This window comes from Flavobacterium croceum DSM 17960 (genome assembly GCF_002917885.1).
GTDB lineage: Bacteria > Bacteroidota > Bacteroidia > Flavobacteriales > Flavobacteriaceae > Flavobacterium > Flavobacterium croceum.
The window spans coordinates 265,648-282,685 of the sequence record NZ_PQNY01000001.1 but is presented as its reverse complement, the minus strand read 5'-3'; the positions used below and the strand labels follow the sequence as shown (position 1 = coordinate 282,685).

General features: G+C 33.7%; 20 protein-coding genes. 10 read left to right on the top strand and 10 right to left on the bottom strand.

Going from position 1 to position 17,038, the window contains the following annotated elements:
• Window positions 1-45 precede the first annotated feature (45 nt).
• From Q361_RS01405 to Q361_RS01380, 6 genes are read left to right on the top strand one after another with little or no spacing between them, the layout of a single operon-like run.
• Entirely contained in the window at window positions 46-915 is an 870-nt protein-coding gene (locus tag Q361_RS01405) for a DUF58 domain-containing protein (RefSeq protein WP_103724918.1), read from the top strand.
• Window positions 916-2,514: a BatD family protein gene (locus tag Q361_RS01400; RefSeq protein ID WP_146046963.1), complete on the top strand. Its 1,599-nt coding sequence runs from the start codon at window positions 916-918 to the stop codon at window positions 2,512-2,514.
• Window positions 2,514-3,503 (top strand): vWA domain-containing protein, encoded by a 990-nt coding sequence (locus Q361_RS01395; RefSeq protein WP_103724916.1) that lies wholly within the window; start codon window positions 2,514-2,516, stop codon window positions 3,501-3,503. Before Q361_RS01400 ends, Q361_RS01395 begins: the two co-directional genes overlap by 1 nt.
• A 1-nt stretch (window position 3,504) precedes the next feature.
• Window positions 3,505-4,527, top strand: coding sequence for a VWA domain-containing protein (locus Q361_RS01390; RefSeq protein ID WP_103724915.1), 1,023 nt, complete (start codon window positions 3,505-3,507; stop codon window positions 4,525-4,527).
• On the top strand, window positions 4,514-5,299 hold the full coding sequence (locus tag Q361_RS01385) for a tetratricopeptide repeat protein (protein WP_103724914.1): 786 nt from the start codon (window positions 4,514-4,516) through the stop codon (window positions 5,297-5,299). The genes Q361_RS01390 and Q361_RS01385 overlap by 14 nt, the downstream gene beginning before the upstream one ends.
• A 29-nt stretch (window positions 5,300-5,328) precedes the next feature.
• Complete coding sequence (locus tag Q361_RS01380) at window positions 5,329-7,035, top strand: BatD family protein (RefSeq protein WP_103724951.1); 1,707 nt, start codon at window positions 5,329-5,331, stop codon at window positions 7,033-7,035.
• Here the strand turns inward: Q361_RS01380 and Q361_RS01375 are convergent.
• Entirely contained in the window at window positions 7,028-7,543 is a 516-nt protein-coding gene (locus Q361_RS01375) for a CvpA family protein (protein ID WP_103724913.1), read from the bottom strand. The two genes, Q361_RS01380 and Q361_RS01375, sit on opposite strands and share 8 nt — an antisense overlap.
• Before the next feature lie 97 nt (window positions 7,544-7,640).
• On the opposite strand from Q361_RS01375, the gene Q361_RS01370 reads away from it, so the two are divergent.
• The 3 genes from Q361_RS01370 to Q361_RS01360 all read left to right on the top strand — a co-directional run bounded on the left by Q361_RS01370 (window position 7,641) and on the right by Q361_RS01360 (window position 9,612).
• On the top strand, window positions 7,641-7,997 hold the full coding sequence (locus Q361_RS01370; RefSeq protein WP_103724912.1) for a hypothetical protein: 357 nt from the start codon (window positions 7,641-7,643) through the stop codon (window positions 7,995-7,997).
• A gap of 107 nt (window positions 7,998-8,104) precedes the next feature.
• Complete coding sequence (pheS, locus tag Q361_RS01365) at window positions 8,105-9,124, top strand: phenylalanine--tRNA ligase subunit alpha (protein ID WP_103724911.1); 1,020 nt, start codon at window positions 8,105-8,107, stop codon at window positions 9,122-9,124.
• A gap of 80 nt (window positions 9,125-9,204) precedes the next feature.
• Window positions 9,205-9,612, top strand: a complete 408-nt coding sequence (locus Q361_RS01360) for a hypothetical protein (RefSeq protein ID WP_103724910.1) — start codon at window positions 9,205-9,207, stop codon at window positions 9,610-9,612.
• 5 nt (window positions 9,613-9,617) lie between these two features.
• Here the strand turns inward: Q361_RS01360 and Q361_RS01355 are convergent, their stop codons facing one another.
• From Q361_RS01355 to Q361_RS01315, 9 genes are all read right to left on the bottom strand, one after another.
• Window positions 9,618-9,842 carry a hypothetical protein gene (locus Q361_RS01355; RefSeq protein WP_103724909.1) on the bottom strand — a complete coding sequence of 75 codons (225 nt, stop codon included), beginning with the start codon at window positions 9,840-9,842 and terminating at the stop codon, window positions 9,618-9,620.
• A 3-nt stretch (window positions 9,843-9,845) separates the two neighbouring features.
• Window positions 9,846-10,841, bottom strand: coding sequence for an NAD(P)H-dependent glycerol-3-phosphate dehydrogenase (locus Q361_RS01350; protein ID WP_103724908.1), 996 nt, complete (start codon window positions 10,839-10,841; stop codon window positions 9,846-9,848).
• Between the two features lie 240 nt (window positions 10,842-11,081).
• Window positions 11,082-12,245, bottom strand: coding sequence for an iron-containing alcohol dehydrogenase (locus Q361_RS01345; protein WP_103724907.1), 1,164 nt, complete (start codon window positions 12,243-12,245; stop codon window positions 11,082-11,084).
• 78 nt (window positions 12,246-12,323) lie between these two features.
• Window positions 12,324-12,872: a hypothetical protein gene (locus Q361_RS01340; RefSeq protein WP_103724906.1), complete on the bottom strand. Its 549-nt coding sequence runs from the start codon at window positions 12,870-12,872 to the stop codon at window positions 12,324-12,326.
• 44 nt (window positions 12,873-12,916) lie between these two features.
• Window positions 12,917-13,498: a nicotinate (nicotinamide) nucleotide adenylyltransferase gene (gene nadD / locus Q361_RS01335; protein WP_103724905.1), complete on the bottom strand. Its 582-nt coding sequence runs from the start codon at window positions 13,496-13,498 to the stop codon at window positions 12,917-12,919.
• A 47-nt stretch (window positions 13,499-13,545) separates the two neighbouring features.
• Window positions 13,546-14,118, bottom strand: a complete 573-nt coding sequence (gmk, locus tag Q361_RS01330; RefSeq protein ID WP_103724904.1) for a guanylate kinase — start codon at window positions 14,116-14,118, stop codon at window positions 13,546-13,548.
• A 42-nt stretch (window positions 14,119-14,160) separates the two neighbouring features.
• Window positions 14,161-15,021 carry a YicC/YloC family endoribonuclease gene (locus tag Q361_RS01325; RefSeq protein ID WP_103724903.1) on the bottom strand — a complete coding sequence of 287 codons (861 nt, stop codon included), beginning with the start codon at window positions 15,019-15,021 and terminating at the stop codon, window positions 14,161-14,163.
• Window positions 15,022-15,082: 61 nt separating this feature from the next.
• Window positions 15,083-15,985: a DMT family transporter gene (locus Q361_RS01320; RefSeq protein WP_103724902.1), complete on the bottom strand. Its 903-nt coding sequence runs from the start codon at window positions 15,983-15,985 to the stop codon at window positions 15,083-15,085.
• Window positions 15,978-16,334, bottom strand: coding sequence for an arsenate reductase family protein (locus tag Q361_RS01315; RefSeq protein ID WP_103724901.1), 357 nt, complete (start codon window positions 16,332-16,334; stop codon window positions 15,978-15,980). Before Q361_RS01315 ends, Q361_RS01320 begins: the two co-directional genes overlap by 8 nt.
• A 182-nt stretch (window positions 16,335-16,516) precedes the next feature.
• Here Q361_RS01315 and Q361_RS01310 point away from each other — a divergent pair, with 182 nt between their 5' ends.
• Window positions 16,517-16,972: a DinB family protein gene (locus tag Q361_RS01310; protein ID WP_103724900.1), complete on the top strand. Its 456-nt coding sequence runs from the start codon at window positions 16,517-16,519 to the stop codon at window positions 16,970-16,972.
• Window positions 16,973-17,038: the final 66 nt, after the last annotated feature.

Here is a 17,038-nt window from a genome sequence, read left to right as displayed (position 1 = left end):
TACTGATGGCTAATGGCTTAATGCTAATAGCTTAAAGCTAATAAAATGGAAACCAAAGACTTATTAAAAAAAGTTCGCAAAATAGAAATCAAAACCAAACGGTTAAGCGATCATATTTTTTCGGGAGAATACCACACCTCTTTCAAAGGTAGGGGAATGACTTTTTCGGAAGTGCGCCAATACCAGTATGGCGATGATGTTCGTGCTATAGATTGGAATGTTACGGCACGCTACAACGAACCCTATGTAAAAGTATTTGAAGAAGAACGTGAACTTACCATGATGCTTATGGTAGACGTTTCGGGCTCTGAACATTTTGGTACCAAAAACCAATTAAAAAGTGAAATAGTAACGGAAATTGCCGCTACTATGGCTTTTTCTGCTACGCAAAACAACGATAAAATTGGTCTTATTTTATTTTCAGATCACGTAGAACTATTTATTCCTCCCAAAAAAGGAAAATCGCACGTATTGCGCATCATTAGAGAGCTTATCGAGTTTCAGCCCAAAAGCAAAGGAACAAACCTATCTCAAGCTTTAGCCTATTTGACAAATGTTCAGAAAAAAAGAGCCATTGTATTTTTAATCTCCGATTTTATTACACAAGACGATTATGAAAAACCATTGAAAATGGCTACCAAAAAACACGATGTAACAGCTATTCGTGTTTTTGATCCTCACGAAGAAAAAATACCCAATGTAGGTATTATACCGCTACAAGATGCAGAAACAGGCAATATAGTGCTTGCCGATACCAACGATGCCAATGTGAGAGCCTATTTTGAAAACCATTACAAACACCAACTCGCACAATGTAAAGAGGTGTTTGCCAAAAGTGGTGCAGGCTTAGTACACACTCGTGTAGACGAAAGTTATGTAACCAAATTATTAGGATATTTTAAAGCTAGAGAGTAAATGAAGTTGAAATTGTATCTACTTGTGTGTTGTATGGTATACCAATGGGGGTATTGCCAATTGGTTTCTACGAGTATCGATTCTACCAAAAAGAAAATAGGATCAGAATTTTATATTACACTAAAAGCTATTGTTGGCTCAAAAGATAAAGTAATTTTTCCAAAAGATTCCAATTTTGGATTATTGGAAGTGCTTGAAAACTACAAAACCGATACGGTAGAAAAGGGAAATAAAATAGAATTGAGCAAACGATATGGTATAACTCAATTTGACGCAGGTAAATATACCATACCCAAACTACCCGTTAGTATAAATCAAAAAAAATATTATACAGACACTATAAACCTAGAGGTAGTAGATGTAAAGGTTGATACCCTAAAACAAAAAATGTACGACATAAAGCAAATTACCAAAACCGAAAGTAAAACATCTTGGTGGTGGTACTTTTTGGGTGTTGTATTTGTAGGCGTAATAGGTTATCTTGTTTACTATTTTGTAAACAAAAAACCGCAAAACAATCAAACTACACCAATTGTAGATAAACGCTCGCCACTAGAAAGAGCTATGGCAGAACTGAGTATTTTGGACGGAGGCCACAGCCATGATGTAAAAAAATACTATTCGGAACTTACCGATATTGCCCGACGCTATATTGAAAACGAACTACGTATTCCAGCGATGGAAAGTACTACCAGCGAACTATTGGTTGCTTTGCAAATAGCTGCCGATGAAAAAAAAGTAATACTAAGTACACAAACTCTAACCGATTTGGAAAAAGTACTTAGAAAAGCTGATTTGGTTAAGTTTGCCAAATCGAAACCCGATGCTCATGAAATTTTAAGCGACAAAACCACCATAACACAAACTGTTTCGCATATTTATGAAGCCATACCAAAAGAAAAATTAGCTTCTGCACAAGAAGAAGCGAAACTACTTGCCGAACAAAAAGCTTTACTTGCTAAAAAGAAAAAACAAAAAACAAAAATAATAGTTACAGCAGTAGCTTTGCTTCTTTTACTACTTGGATTTGTATTTAGTGAAGTATTGATAAGTTTAAAAGACAACATACTCGGGCATCCTACCAAAGAACTGGCAGAGGGCGAATGGGTGTATAGTGAATATGGAAATCCGGCATTAAAAATAGAAACCCCAAAAGTATTAAAACGGGTGGCACAACAACCCCAAAACAAACAAAGTAAAATACCTGCTTTACAAAAATTTGTATACGGAAGTTTGCTCAGCGATTTTTATATTGTACTTAGTACACAAAAATTTGAAGCGCCTTCCAATGTAAATTTAGAATCTTTGGCAGAAGGAATAATAAAAGATTATGAAAAAGAAGGAGCTCGTAATATTATAGTAAAATCAGAATCGTATGATACACAATTGGGGTCAAAAGGATTGAAAGCCTATGGTTCTATGACGGTAGCCAACGCCCTAAGTAAAGAACCCGAAAAACTACAATACCAAATCTTATTATTTACCCAATATGGTGGTTTGCAAGCTGTATTGATTACCTATAAAGATAACGACGACTATGCCAAAAAAATGGTTACTCGTATTGAAAATTCTATCGAACCTTTAAACGTAATACAATAATGGGAGGGTTTTCGTTTTTACATCCGTACTTTTTAGGCTTGCTGTTGCTTATTCCACTATTGGCGTACTGGCATTCAAAAAAACAACTGACACAAAAGGCCACACTACGTGTAAGCTCGGTATCTGGAATTAGCAAAAAAAATACTTGGCGTACACAGCTCTACAAAAATATGTATTGGTTGCCTCTAGTAGCTTTGGCACTGCTTAGTATAGCGTTAGCACGTCCGAGAAGTATTGATGCTCAAGATGTAGAAGGTATCGATATTGTTATGGCTGTAGATGTATCGACAAGTATGATGGCTGCCGATTTGCAACCCAACCGTTTGGAAGCACTAAAAAAAGTAGCCGAAAAATTTGTAGCAGAACGTGAAAATGACCGTATAGGGCTTGTAGTTTATGCCGGAGAAGCATTTACAAGAGTTCCGCTTACATCTGATAAAAAAATGCTCGGCGAGGCAATACATGCTCTTAATTTTGATAGAATTGTTGATGATGGGACTGCTATAGGCATGGGGCTTACTACCGCTGTAAACAGACTTGTAAAAAGTACAGCCAAAAGCAAAGTAATTATTTTACTTACCGATGGAGAAAATACTACAGGTTTTATAGAACCTGAAACCGCAGCCGAAATCGCCAACGAAAACGGCATAAAAGTATATACTATTGGTATTGGTACAAATGGCTTTGCCGATTATCCAACCCAAAACCCAATAACGGGAGAAATTGTGTACCAAAAAGTTCCTGTAAATATAGATGAAGATTTGCTTAAAGTTATTGCCAACAAAACCAACGGCAAATACTTTAGAGCTGTAAATACCGAAAAACTAGAATCGATTTACAACGAAATTAATAAGCTCGAAAAAACCAAACTAGAAGACTTTACACCTACAAGCTATATAGAACAATACCGCTGGTTTGCTATACCTGCCCTACTCTTATTATTGCTTTGGTTTGTGTTGAAAAAAACAGTTTTAAAAGGAATAGTATAAAATGATAGTAGAAGAAAAAAATTATTTATATCTCTTGCTGTTGTTCCCTATTTTGGTGGTACTTTTTTGGTATATGAAAAAATGGCAACAAAAAGCAACTGCTATGTATGCCGATAAATCGCTGTTTGCATTGCTTTCTCATTCAAAATCAAACACCAAAGAAATCGTAAAACTTGTATTGTTTTTACTAACCATAACATTTTTAATTGTAGCACTAGCCAATCCAAAATCTGGGTTAAAAACCGAAAAAATAAAAAGCAAAGGCATTGATATTATTTTTGCCATTGATGTTTCCAAAAGTATGCTGGCAGAAGATGTAGCACCCAATAGGCTAGAAAGAGCAAAACTAATTGCCTCGCAAATTATTAGCAAATTACAAGGCGATAGGGTTGGTATTATTGCTTATTCTGGCAGTGCTTTTCCGGTGCTGCCTATTACTACCGATTATGCTGTGGCCAAAATGTTTTTAAAAAATCTAGATCCAAGTATTATATCTGAGCAAGGCACCTCTATAGACCAAGCTATTGAAATGGCTTCGGAATCATTTAACAAAAAATCAAAATCGAGTAAAGTATTGATTATATTATCTGATGGAGAAGACCACTCAGACAACGCCGAGAGTGCTGCCAAAGCTGTTGTTGGAAATGAAATAAAAATAATAACCGTAGGCTTAGGTACCGAAAAAGGAGCGCCTATTCCGTTCCGTGATGAAAATGGCGAAGTGGTAAGTTTGCAAAGAGATAAAGATAATAATGTAGTGGTAAGCAAACGTAATAGCGAGGTTCTTAAAGCTATTGCACAAGCTACACAAGAAAACTATCTTGACGGTAACAACACGAAACAAGTAGTAGATTATGTAGAACAAAAAGTGGGTTCGTACCAAAAAACAGAAAACACTATGGTGCAAATTTCACGCTTTGAATCGCAGTTTCAATGGTTTTTAGGATTTGCTATTTTTCTAGTACTTTTGGACTTTTTTATACATACAACCAAAAACAAAAACTTGTATCATGCAAAACAATAATATACTAAAAATTGGAACCTATTGTTGTTTGTTCTTTTGTTTTGTAATGCAAGCACAACAAAAAGAACTAAAAAAAGCCGATACACAATACAGCCAACAACAATATAATGAAGCCGAAGCTAACTATAGATTTGCCAATGCAAAACAAAAAGAAAAATCGGTTACCGAATACAACCTTGGCAATAGTATATACAAACAAAATCAAATGCAAGAGGCCGAAAAGTATTTTTCAAACGCTATACTAAAAGCAAAAACCAAAGAAGAAAAATACAAAGCATACCATAATTTGGGCAATACGTTAATGAATCAAAAAAAGTATTCTGAAGCTGCCGAAGCATACAAATCTGCTTTAAGAAACAACCCTCATGATGAGCAAACGCGTTACAATTTTGCACTTGCCAATAAAAAACAAAAAGAAATGCCTCCGCAGGTAAACGATCCTAAAAAAGAAGGTGCTAACAAAAACGTGGCTCCTCAAAAAAGAGATTCGCAAACAAAAGACAAAGATAAAAACGAAAACAAAGACCAAAACGAAGGCAAAAACAAAAGTAAAGAACAACAAAAAAATCAAGATAAAAACAACCAAAAAGACAATCAAGAACAAGACGAAACCAAAAAAGAAAAAAACAATTTACCAAAGCCTACTCAAGCAAAACAGAAAAAAGACTACGACAATTTGCTCGATGCTGTAAACAACGAAGAACTAAAAGTACAGCAAAAAGTAAATGGCAAAAAAATGAAACAACCTATAAAAACAGATAAAGATTGGTAACAATATTTGTAAAAGAAACGACAATGAAAATGAATCGAATAGTTATATTCTTGCTCTTTTGTGTTGGCCAACTAAGCTGGTCTCAAATGCAGTTTTATGCCGAGTCTAGCAAAAACAATGTACACTACAACGAGCGCTTCTCGGTAGATTTTATCATGAATTTTGATGGCGATAATTTTGAAGAACCCAATTTTGAAGCATCTGGGTTTACCGTAGTATTTGGGCCGAGCCAATCGATAAGTTCTTCAATTATTTATGGTAAAGCCAGTTATACAAAAACCTATTCTTTTGTACTAAAACCCAACAAAAAAGGTTTAACAACCATAAAACAAGCCGCTATAGAATATAACGGAAAAATCTATAAAACGGCACCTATTAAAATCAATGTAATTGATGGTAATGATGCGCCAGACCCAAATACGATTACACCAAACAAAACCAATACTTCTGGGTTGTTTTTGGTAGCCGATATTTCTAATACTTCTCCGTATGTAAATGAACCTGTTACAATAACCTACAAATTGTATTTTGGATATAACTTAAGAATTACCAACGATTTTGGAGAAATAAGCGTGCCCAAATACAATAATTTTTGGAGTCAAAATTTTCCAATTACCAATTTTGTAGGCTACGAAGGAAGCTACAAAGGGAATAAAATGCGGTATACTATACTAAAAAAAGTGGTATTATATCCTCAAAAAGCTGGATTATTGCAAATTGATCCTTTAATACTACAAATAGATTATGAAACAATAACCGGTAAAACCGATTTTTGGGGCGACCCTATAGGAATTCGAGATTCTAAAAGAGTTTCTTCGGGAGTACAATCTTTACAAATAAAACCTTTACCAGAGGCGGGTAAACCTGCTGATTTTGCAGGAGCTGTAGGGAATTTTCAATTTTCGATGACACCTACTCGAACTTCTGTAAAAAATGGAGAACCTATAGACCTCGAGTTAATCGTTTCGGGTAACGGAAACTTAAAATTATTTAATTTACCCAAACCTAAAGCCGATGATGAGCTTGAAATATATGACCCTGAACATAAAGAACAAGTGGTTACCAACGAAAGTGGTATGACAGGAAAAATTATAGACAAATACACTATAATACCACAATACAAAGGAAATTATGCTATTAAACCTGTGCAGTTTTCGTATTTTGATACCCAAACAAAATCATACAAAACCTTATCATCAAAAGAAATAAAAATAGATGTGCTCGATGGCCCTGCCCCTACGGGTAATAACCCAAAACCAAACACCGCAAACACTGCAACAATAAAACCCAAAGAAACCAAAACTTCTGCATGGTGGTATAGCTTAATAGCAGTACCTATACTGGGTGTAATAGCATTTGTATGGCTGAAAAAGAAAAAACAAAAACCGGTATTGGAAGAGGCAAAAACAGTTGTATCTGAAAGATTATCTAAAATTTACCTCACAGAAGCCAAAGCCAATTTGGACAATAAAGATGTGTTTTATGTGGCTCTCGAAAAAGCCTTACACAATTTCTTGAAAGCTAAATTAAACATAGAAACTTCAGAAATGAGTAAAGATACGATTAGAGAATTATTAAAAGCCAAAAAAGTAGATGATACAGCTATAAGTGGTTTTATTAAATTAATGGAAAACTCAGATATGGCGCGCTATGCCCCTGCTTCATCTACAGCTATACATTATGATTACGACGAGGCAGAACGCTTAATAAACACGCTAGAAAAACAACTTAGTTAGCTGTAGTTGTATTTTTTAAATTGGTAAACACATTTTTTACCACAGGCAATAAGGCATCTGATGTGGTAACAATAGGCGAGAAAAACAAAGAATCTTCTTGCTCTTTTTGCGAAAGTAAAATACTATTGCTGTTTATTTTTTGAAAAAAAGTTAATACAACACCCAACATTAAACACATTTTTAAGGTTCCAAAAAGAGCACCACCCAAACGATTAAGCCAACCTACAGCGAGCCCATTGGCAAGTGCCGATAAACTTTTGGCCAAAAAATGAATGCCTATAATTACTGCAACCAATATAAGTACAAAAGCAAACATAGCCGTTGTTTTGGTAGAGGTACCCAAAAGTTGCTGTAAATAGGGCGCTGCTGTTTTAGAACATGTAACAGCCATATAGATTCCTACAAAAAAAGCAATGCCAGAGGCCAACTCTACAAACAATCCGTTTTTTAAACCTTTGTAAGCACCATAGCCTAGCATTACCCCAAGTATTGTATCTATTACTCCCATATTGATTCTGTTTTTTGGAAACACAAATATACCGAGAATATCTTGGTTTACTTAGTATCTTTGCAAATGCTAAAAATACAAAACCCAAAATAATACCATGTCTAGAGATGAACAATTGAAAATAAGATGGCAAAATGTGGTTGCTATACTATCAGAAAAATTTGCCGACGGCGAAACATTAGATCTTGATGCTATTATTTATCTTATAGGAGTACAAGAATACGGCAAAATAAAAACCTCGTACCAAAAAGACGAAAAAGTAAATTTAATGCACATAGCCATTTGTAGATTATTAGAACCCTATGGGTACTATCAATACGATTATACCGATGCCGAAGGATGGCCTCATTATACACTGAAAGAAGCATTACCAGCTTTAAAATCGGGCGAACAAACACTATTGATGAAAGAAGCTATTGTACATTACTTTTTAGAAAAAGAATTAATCGATTAATCTAAATATACCACGTGTTGTAGAGAATTGTTTTTGGTTGTGTTTTCTTATTTCCTTTTCTTCAATAAGTAAAAAAAACTACCTTTGCATCATTCAAAATAAACCCCATGATAGATAAAATTAAACAACATATAGAAGAAGCCAAAGCTTTTAATGATAAAAACAAAGAAGCTTTGGAGCATTTCCGTATTAAATATTTAGGAAGTAAAGGTTTATTAAAAGAACTTTACAATGAACTTAAAAATATTCCAAATGATCAAAAGAAAGACTTTGGACAAATTATTAATACCCTTAAAAATGTAGCTGAAGAAAAGTTTAAAACCATACAAGAAGAGCTTGAAAACCAACAAGAGTCTAAAGGATTGTATGGCGATTTAACAAGACCTGGTTACCCGATAAATGTAGGGTCTCGTCATCCTATATCTATTGTAAAAAATCAAATTATAGATATTTTTTCTACCATAGGTTTTAATGTTTCTGAAGGCCCAGAAATTGAAGACGATTGGCACAATTTTACAGCATTAAATTTGCCTGAGTACCACCCAGCAAGAGATATGCAAGATACTTTTTTTATACAAACAAATCCCGATGTGTTATTACGCACACATACCTCATCGGTACAAGTGCGCTATATGGAAAACAACACCCCTCCTATCCGTACTATTTCGCCAGGGAGAGTTTTTCGTAATGAAGCCGTTTCATCACGTTCGCATTGTATATTTCATCAAGTAGAAGGCTTATATATAGACAAAGATGTATCGTTTGCCGATTTAAAACAAACGCTTTTATATTTTACCAAAGAAATGTTTGGCAAATCTAAAATACGCTTACGCCCTAGTTATTTTCCGTTTACAGAACCTAGCGCAGAAGTAGATATTTATTGGGGATTAAAAACCGAAACAGATTATAGAATTACCAAAGGAACAGGCTGGCTAGAAATAATGGGCTGTGGTATGGTAGACCCCAATGTGCTTAAAAACTGTAATATAAACCCCGATGAATACAATGGTTTTGCCTTTGGTATGGGTATTGAGCGTATTGCCATGCTTTTATATCAAATAGGAGATATTCGTATGTTTTATGAAAATGATGTGCGTTTTCTAGAACAATTTAAAGCTAGTATTTAGAATTAGTATAGCTTTGTATTGTAGCATTAGTAAATTGATACAATATAAAACATAACGTTGATTTTTAGTATAAATAAAACATGAAAGCTGATATCACAATTCCTAAAGTAGAAAACGTTTTTTTGGCAGCCCTACAAGAATGGAACGACGACTTTATGGAAAAAGTATGGTATGTATACTTGATAAATGATTCCGATTTTGATTTGGAAAGTGTTATGGTTGTTTCTAAAGCCTATGGAACTATTGATGGCGAAATGCGTAAAACCTCGTTATTGCGCCATGCGTTTATGAAAGTTCCATCTGTTTCGGTAGTAAAAATCGAAATGATTGAAAAAAGTGTACTGAGCCTTAACAACGAATTTATGGTTACCTATTTTATAGGTAATACACTGTATGATAAAAAGTTTACTTTTAGAAAAAACACTATAAACGAGCGAGCCACAGAAGAAGTGCCTATTATTTGGGAAAATGGAGTCGTAGTAAAATAATTTTATTACGGCTTGTTTTGTTTTTCTCTTTTTATTTTTTCTTTCCAGCTCATATATCCTAGAAAAAAGATACCCAAACCTACATACGCAACGGCTCTAATATAAAAATTTTTATCTGATAATTGTTGCGCCAACGGCTTCTCTTTTATTTCAAAAAGTGTCATAAAAACAATCATAAAAACACCCCAAAGGCCACCCATTTTAAGTTGGTATTTCCATCTATCGCTCATTATTTAATCTAGTTTTTCGGTTAATTTTTTAAATGTGCTTTTGGCTTCTTTACCTTCGTAAAGTATTTGGTAAACGGCATCTATAATTGGTGTTTTGGCTTTGTATTCTTGATTAAGTTTGTAGGCGCTTTTTACAGCATAATAGCCTTCGGCAACCATACTCATTTCCATCATAGCGCTTTTTACAGTATAGCCTTTTCCTATCATATTACCAAACATTCTATTTCTAGAAAACACCGAATACCCTGTTACGAGCAAATCGCCTAGATAGGCAGAGTTGTTAATATTTCGCTTCATACGGTGTACTTTTTTAATAAAGCGTTTCATTTCCCTAATGGCGTTACTCATAATTACCGATTGAAAGTTATCGCCATAACCCAAACCGTGCGCAATACCTGCTGCAATAGCATAAATGTTTTTGAGCATGGCAGCGTATTCTGTACCAATAATATCGTCGGTAATTTTTGTTTTTATAAAATTTCCAGCCAATGTTTTGGCCATTATTTTAGCTTTACCAGAGTCTCCGCAGGCAATAGTTAAATACGAAAGTCGCTCGAGTGCCACTTCTTCGGCATGGCAAGGGCCTGTAATAACACCTATATTTTGATAAGGAATATCGTATTGTTTATGAAAATGTTCTCCAACAATTAAAAAAGTTTCGGGAACTATACCTTTTATTGCTGAAAAAACAACTTTGTCTTGTAAAGACACGTCTAGTTTTTGCAATTCAGCACTTAAAAAAGCCGATGGAATAGCAAAAATAATATAGTCGGCATAACTAACGGCTTCGTTGATATCACTTGTTAGCTTTAGTTTGTTTATATCAAATTCTACCGAACTAAGGTAATTTGGATTATGTTTATATTTTTGTAAATGCTCTATAGCCGAATCGTTGCGCATATACCATGCTATTTCGTCTAGATTTACACAAAGCATTTTTGCAATAGCGGTTGCCCAACTCCCTCCTCCTATTACTGCAAACTTGGGTTTTGTATTCATTTTTTAAAAATTCAAGAAACCAAAAATACTCAATTTTTATGAGTTGGGCAAAACATGAAATACTACTGTGCAATTGTGCCAGTATGTTTTTTTTGAGATATGTACAATAAAGCACTAGAAATAGCGTTTAAATATACAGAAGGTTAATTTCTAGTAAAAAAGAAATTATTAAAATTAAACGATTTTTGTTTTTAGGTTATGTAAAAAGGTGTTTGAAAATTCAAACACCTTTTTATTTTTTTAGTAACTTAACTCAACTATTTCTCTTACCTTATCGGGCGTAATATTTTGTTTTTCACCAAGAGCAAGCCAACCTCTTTCTTGAAATCTGTTGGCTATAAATTCGGCTGTGTTTTGATACTCATCGGTATTTTCAGAAAGTTTTGTTTTCATACCCATATGGTGGAAAAAATTGATGGTTTTTTCTATGGCTTCTTCGGCAACATCTTCTGTATTACCCGATAAATTCCAAACTCTTCTGCCGTATTGTGCTAGTTTATCTTTTTTAGTATCAAACATTACTTTGTATAAATTGGGCCCAATAATAGCCAATGTTCTTGCATGGTCTATATTGTATAGTGCTGTTAATTCATGCCCTATCATGTGAGTTGCCCAATCGCTAGGAACACCTTTTTGTATTAAACCATTTAGCGCCATAGTACAACACCATACAAAATTGGAAGCCAATTTATAATCTGTTGGTTTTTCAACTACACTTGGCCCTATATCTATTAAAGTTTGTAAAATACTTTCGGCAATTCTATCTTGCAACAAAGCATCGTGAGTATAGGTTAAATACTGCTCCATTACATGTGTAAAAGCATCTACTACTCCATTTTGAAGTTGTTTTTGTGGCAGCGATTCAATAACGGTAGGGTCTACTATAGAAAACTTTGGAAACAAAGCACTACCTCCAAAAGATAATTTTTCTTGGGTTGCTGCTATAGTTACTACCGAACCCGAATTCATTTCAGAACCTGTTGCAGGTAACGTTAAAACCGTTCCAAAAGGGATTACTTTGGTTGTATCTGTAATGAGTATTCTTTTTTGCAAAATTTCTACCGGATCTCCTTCAAAATGTACGGCTGCCGATATAAATTTGGTACCATCTATAACGCTACCGCCACCTACAGCAAGTATAAATTGAATATTTTCTTTTTGGACTACTTCAACGGCTTTCATTAAAGTTTCGTAGTGCGGATTGGCTTCTATACCGCCAAATTCGATAATTTGCACATGCGACAAGGCTTGTTTAACCTGATTGTAAATGCCGTTTTTAAAAATGCTTCCGCCTCCATAAGTAAGTAATACTTTTGTATTGGGTGCAATTAAATGGGTGAGTTTTTCTATTTGTCCTTTTCCAAAGACATAGTTTACAGGATTGTATAATTCGAAATTGTTCATAATAATTGTTATACTGAATTTAGTTCAGCATCAATGCAAAGTTACAAAACCTACATTGAAACAAATTGTAATGGAGTGTTAAGAATGGTTTCTATTAGAATTATATCTATTTCTAAAAAAATTCATTGTTTTTATGATTTCTTCAGGATTATTGAATCCATGTAATTTATAACTTATTCTTGAAACATCATTTTTAAAGATTTCTAAAACATATAATGAGGTTTTTGTTTGGGGAATTATAGTAAAACCAAAATCGTAGATCTGATTCCATGCAAAAAAATCTGTTTTAATTTTAATGCCTATTTCGTTTATGTTGATAAATTCTTTTTTCTTAAACTGATAATAAATATATATTAGTACCAATAGTACAAGCGATGCAACAAATATTTTCAAACTAAATGTATCTTCAAAAGAACGTAAACCCATTAAAATTGATATAAATCCAAAAACGAAATAAATATAATTTTTAGAAGCATGATTGTCAAATGAAATTGTTTCTTTGAAATTTGAAATTGTAGAACCAAATTCATTAGATCTCACAAAATATGAATTACTAAAAATATAATCTATAACATACCGTTCTTTTTTAGTTAATTCATTTATTTTATTTTCTATTATCTGATTCATGTTTCTAAGTTGATTAAAAGATAATTTAAATTATTTTAAACTACTTACTTCCTATAAAACAAATTATGTTCCACGTATTCCCAAACTTTTGCGGGCAACATAGGAATTATATTTTTTTTGTTTTTAATACTCTCGCGAATAAATGTAGACGAAAGTTCTATAACAGGTGCATCTACCCAATGTATCTTGGAATGATTGACAAACTGAGGGTCTATATTTCCAGACTTTAACCTTGGGTACACATAAACATCATGGTTTTCTATAATATATTCGTAATTTTTCCATTTGTGCAACGAATTTATATTGTCTTCTCCCATAATGAGTGCAAATTCATTTGCTGGAAACTTTTCTTTTAAATGTACGAGTGTATTGACTGTGTAATTGGGTTGCGGGAGTTTAAACTCGATATCAGAAGGTTTTATTTTACCATACTCTTCGGTAGCCAAATGTACCATGTGTAAGCGTTGGTAGTCATCGAGTAAAGTATGTTTTTGTTTGTGCGGATTGTGGGGCGTAACTACCATCCAAACTTGATCTAAATCTGAATATTCTGCTAGATGATTGGCAATAATAAGATGCCCAATGTGTATTGGATTAAAAGTGCCAAAATAAAGTCCGATTTTCATAAATTTAGCATTAGAATATAAAACCTACACCGTTTTTGAATTTTGCATCAGGGTTTATTTAAAAATTCTTTTACCAAATTGTAAGCTTCTTGCTTAGCCACATCTAAATCGTAATTTTTTATTATTGTATCAAATTGTGGTGCTGTAGCAAGCTCTACGTGCGCTTTGGCAATACGCATATTAATTTTGTCTTCGCTTTCGGTAGAGCGTTCTTTAAGGCGTCTTTTTAACTCGTCTACGCTAGGTGGTTTTACAAATACGGCAAGGGTTTGGTTGGGAAATTTCTTTTTTATACGAAGTCCACCGGCTACATCAATATCAAAAATTACATGCTTACCCATAGCCCAAATGCGTTCTACTTCACTTTTTAAAGTGCCATAAAAATTATCTCGGTATACCTCTTCCCATTCTACAAAATCTTCTGCTTTAATGTGTTTTTTAAATGATTCCAACGAAAGAAAATAATAATCTTTACCGTGTATTTCTTCGCCACGTAATGCACGTGTAGTACACGATACCGAAAATTCTAAATTGAGTTCGGGTTGGGCTAGTAAATGCTTTACTATGGTGGTTTTTCCAGATCCGGAAGGGGCTGAAAACACAATGAGTTTTCCGTTCATACGTTTTGTAATAAATAAGTGTACAACTTATCTGTTATAGTATTATAATACGTTTAATACTTGTTCTTTTATTTTTTCGAGTTCATCTTTCATCATCACAACCAATTTTTGCATTTCGGCATGATTTGCTTTAGAACCCAATGTGTTTATCTCTCTGCCCATTTCTTGAGCAATAAACCCGAGCTTTCTACCATTGGCATCGGTGCTATTCATGGTTTCAATAAAATAGTTTAAATGGTTGTTTAGCCTTACTTTTTCTTCGGTAGTATCGTATTTTTCTAGATAAAAAATAAGTTCTTGTTCAAACCTATTTTCATCAATAGTTGTTTTAAGTTCTTCTAGTGCTGTGCGCAATTTTGTTTTCACGGTTTCTACACGTTCGCCATCGTAAGATGAGGCTTCGTTCATAAGTCGTCTTATGTTTTCTATGCGCAATAGAAACTCATTTTCAAGCGATTTTCCTTCGGAAATTCTAAAATTACAAATATTTTGTAATGCTTCATGTATTACAGCTTCTATTTGATGCCATTCTGTTTCATCAACTTCATCGCGTTCTGTTTTTAAAGCATCGGGCATTCTTACTGCCATTTTCATCAACTCTGTTTCATCAGCTTGCCCTACTACTTCTTTCATTTGATGAATATAGCCTTTTATTATAGGAATATTAAGTTTTGACGATGTTTCTTCGCCTGTTATTTCTATAAATAAAGAGAAATCTATTTTTCCGCGTTGTAAATTTTGAGCTATTTTATTGCGTATCCCTAGTTCCATTTCTCTGTATACCGATGGAAATCGGGTGTTTAAATCGAGCCCTTTACTATTTAAAGATTTAATTTCTACGGTAATTTTTTTGGTAGGTAATTGCACGAATGCTTTACCAAAACCCGTCATAGATTGTATCATATGCTGTAAAATGTCGTCAAAGATATATAAAAGTTTTTAGTCATGCTCTTGGCCGTAATAATTACCGTGATTGTTTGCTGTGTTTAGATGTATTTTGGGTTACTAAATAAACACCTGTAAATATTAAAACTGCCGAAAATATTTTTACCCAATCTATAGTATCTTTACCCAAACCTATGGCAAACAAACTAGCAAAAAGAGGTTGTAAATATATAAAAACTGCTACTGTAGTAGGCTTTAAAGTTCGCATAGAAACCAAGTTGAGCATATAGGTAAGAAAAGTAGAAAAAACAACTACAAAACCAATTTTCCAAGTAATATCTACAGGGATTTCTGCCCATGCTATTGCCCTAAACTCTTGCCAACCAAAGGGCAAAACCATAAAGAAGCCAAAAGTATAAATCCATTGTACAAACGAAAAAGCATTGTACTTATCCATAAGTTTTTTTACCAATATTAAGTAAAAAGCATACGAAATAGCATTTACAAACACAAGCACATTACCAAGCATAGCATTGGTAGCATTTGCCATAGATTTTCCGTATAATATTAACAATAGTGTACCACAAAAACCAAGCAGAATACCTATAGCCTTTTTAGCATTTATGCGCTCTTTAATTACTATTGATGATAATGCCAAAACAATCATAGGGGTAGTAACCATAAGCACAGCACCCATAATAGGAGATGTATAACTTAAGCCTTTAAAAAAAGTGAGCATATTAAAAGCTATGCCAAAAAAAGAGCAAGCTATAATGCGTAGAAAATCTTTTTTGTCTATTTTTTCAGTCTTTACAAAAAGCGTAAGCAACCAAAACAAAACAACCGAACCGCCTACTCGCATTACAATAAAACCATAAGGAGCCACATAATTTGGCATAACATCTTTGGCTACAGTAAAAGTAACTCCATAAATTATAGACACCAAAGTAGCAGCTACTAGCGCCCAAGCTCTACTATTCATGAGTTAAAAAATCTATAAGTTTAGTAGTGTTTTTAGGGCTATTTCCAACAAAAATATGATTGTCTATAAGCACAACAGGGCGGCTCAAAAAAGTATAATGTTCCAAAATATATCGTTTAAAATCGTCTTCTGTAAGCTTTTCATCTTTCAAACCCATTTCTTTATAAAGCTTAGCACGCTTACTAAACAATACTTCATAACTACCTGCCAAATCTCTCATTTCTTGCAGTTGAGAAGCCGTAATAGGCTGTTCTTTAACATCTTGAAAAACAAACCCAGTAGTATTGGGTAACGATTTTATAATTTTTTTGCACGTATCGCAGGTTTTTAAGTAGTATATCTTACGCATAAAAATATTTTTGTAAAGGTACTTTTTTCTTTTTAGTAGCGAAAGTTTCGGGCATTTTTGCCAGCCATTTTCCTGTTTTTCGCTTTATCTTTTGGGTATTTTTGGCAAAACACCCAAAAGGATGCCGCTGCAACCAGGGCTAAATAGTACGCCATAATTTTGTTATCTTCGTAAAAAAAATCATGCAAGAAACTATTTCTATCTTTAACATTAACCGAAAAATCTACCTAGACCTACTGCATCATTTTAATTTGGAACAACTCAATAAAATTCCAGAAGGTTTTAACAACAATATTATTTGGAACATAGCTCATATTGTAGCTACACAACAAATATTGTTGTACCAACTATCGGGTACAAAATGTAGTGTTACACAAGATTTTATTTTAAAATACAAAAAAGGAACCAAACCCGAAGCTCCTGTAAACGAGCTAGAACTAGAGCAAATAAAAACGTTTTTAGCATCTACCACGCAAGCCTTAGATACCGATTATAAGAATTCTGCTTTTGGAACTTACCAACCTTACACAACCTCACAAGGGTTTAAACTTACTTCTATACAAGACGCTATAGCTTTTAACAACTACCACGAAGGTATGCATTTGGGCATTATACTTTCGTTGCGCAAATTTGTATAAGATTGTATCTTTGTAAAAATATTTTATTCAAAATTGAATAGGTATAAATCCTAAAAAACTAATTAT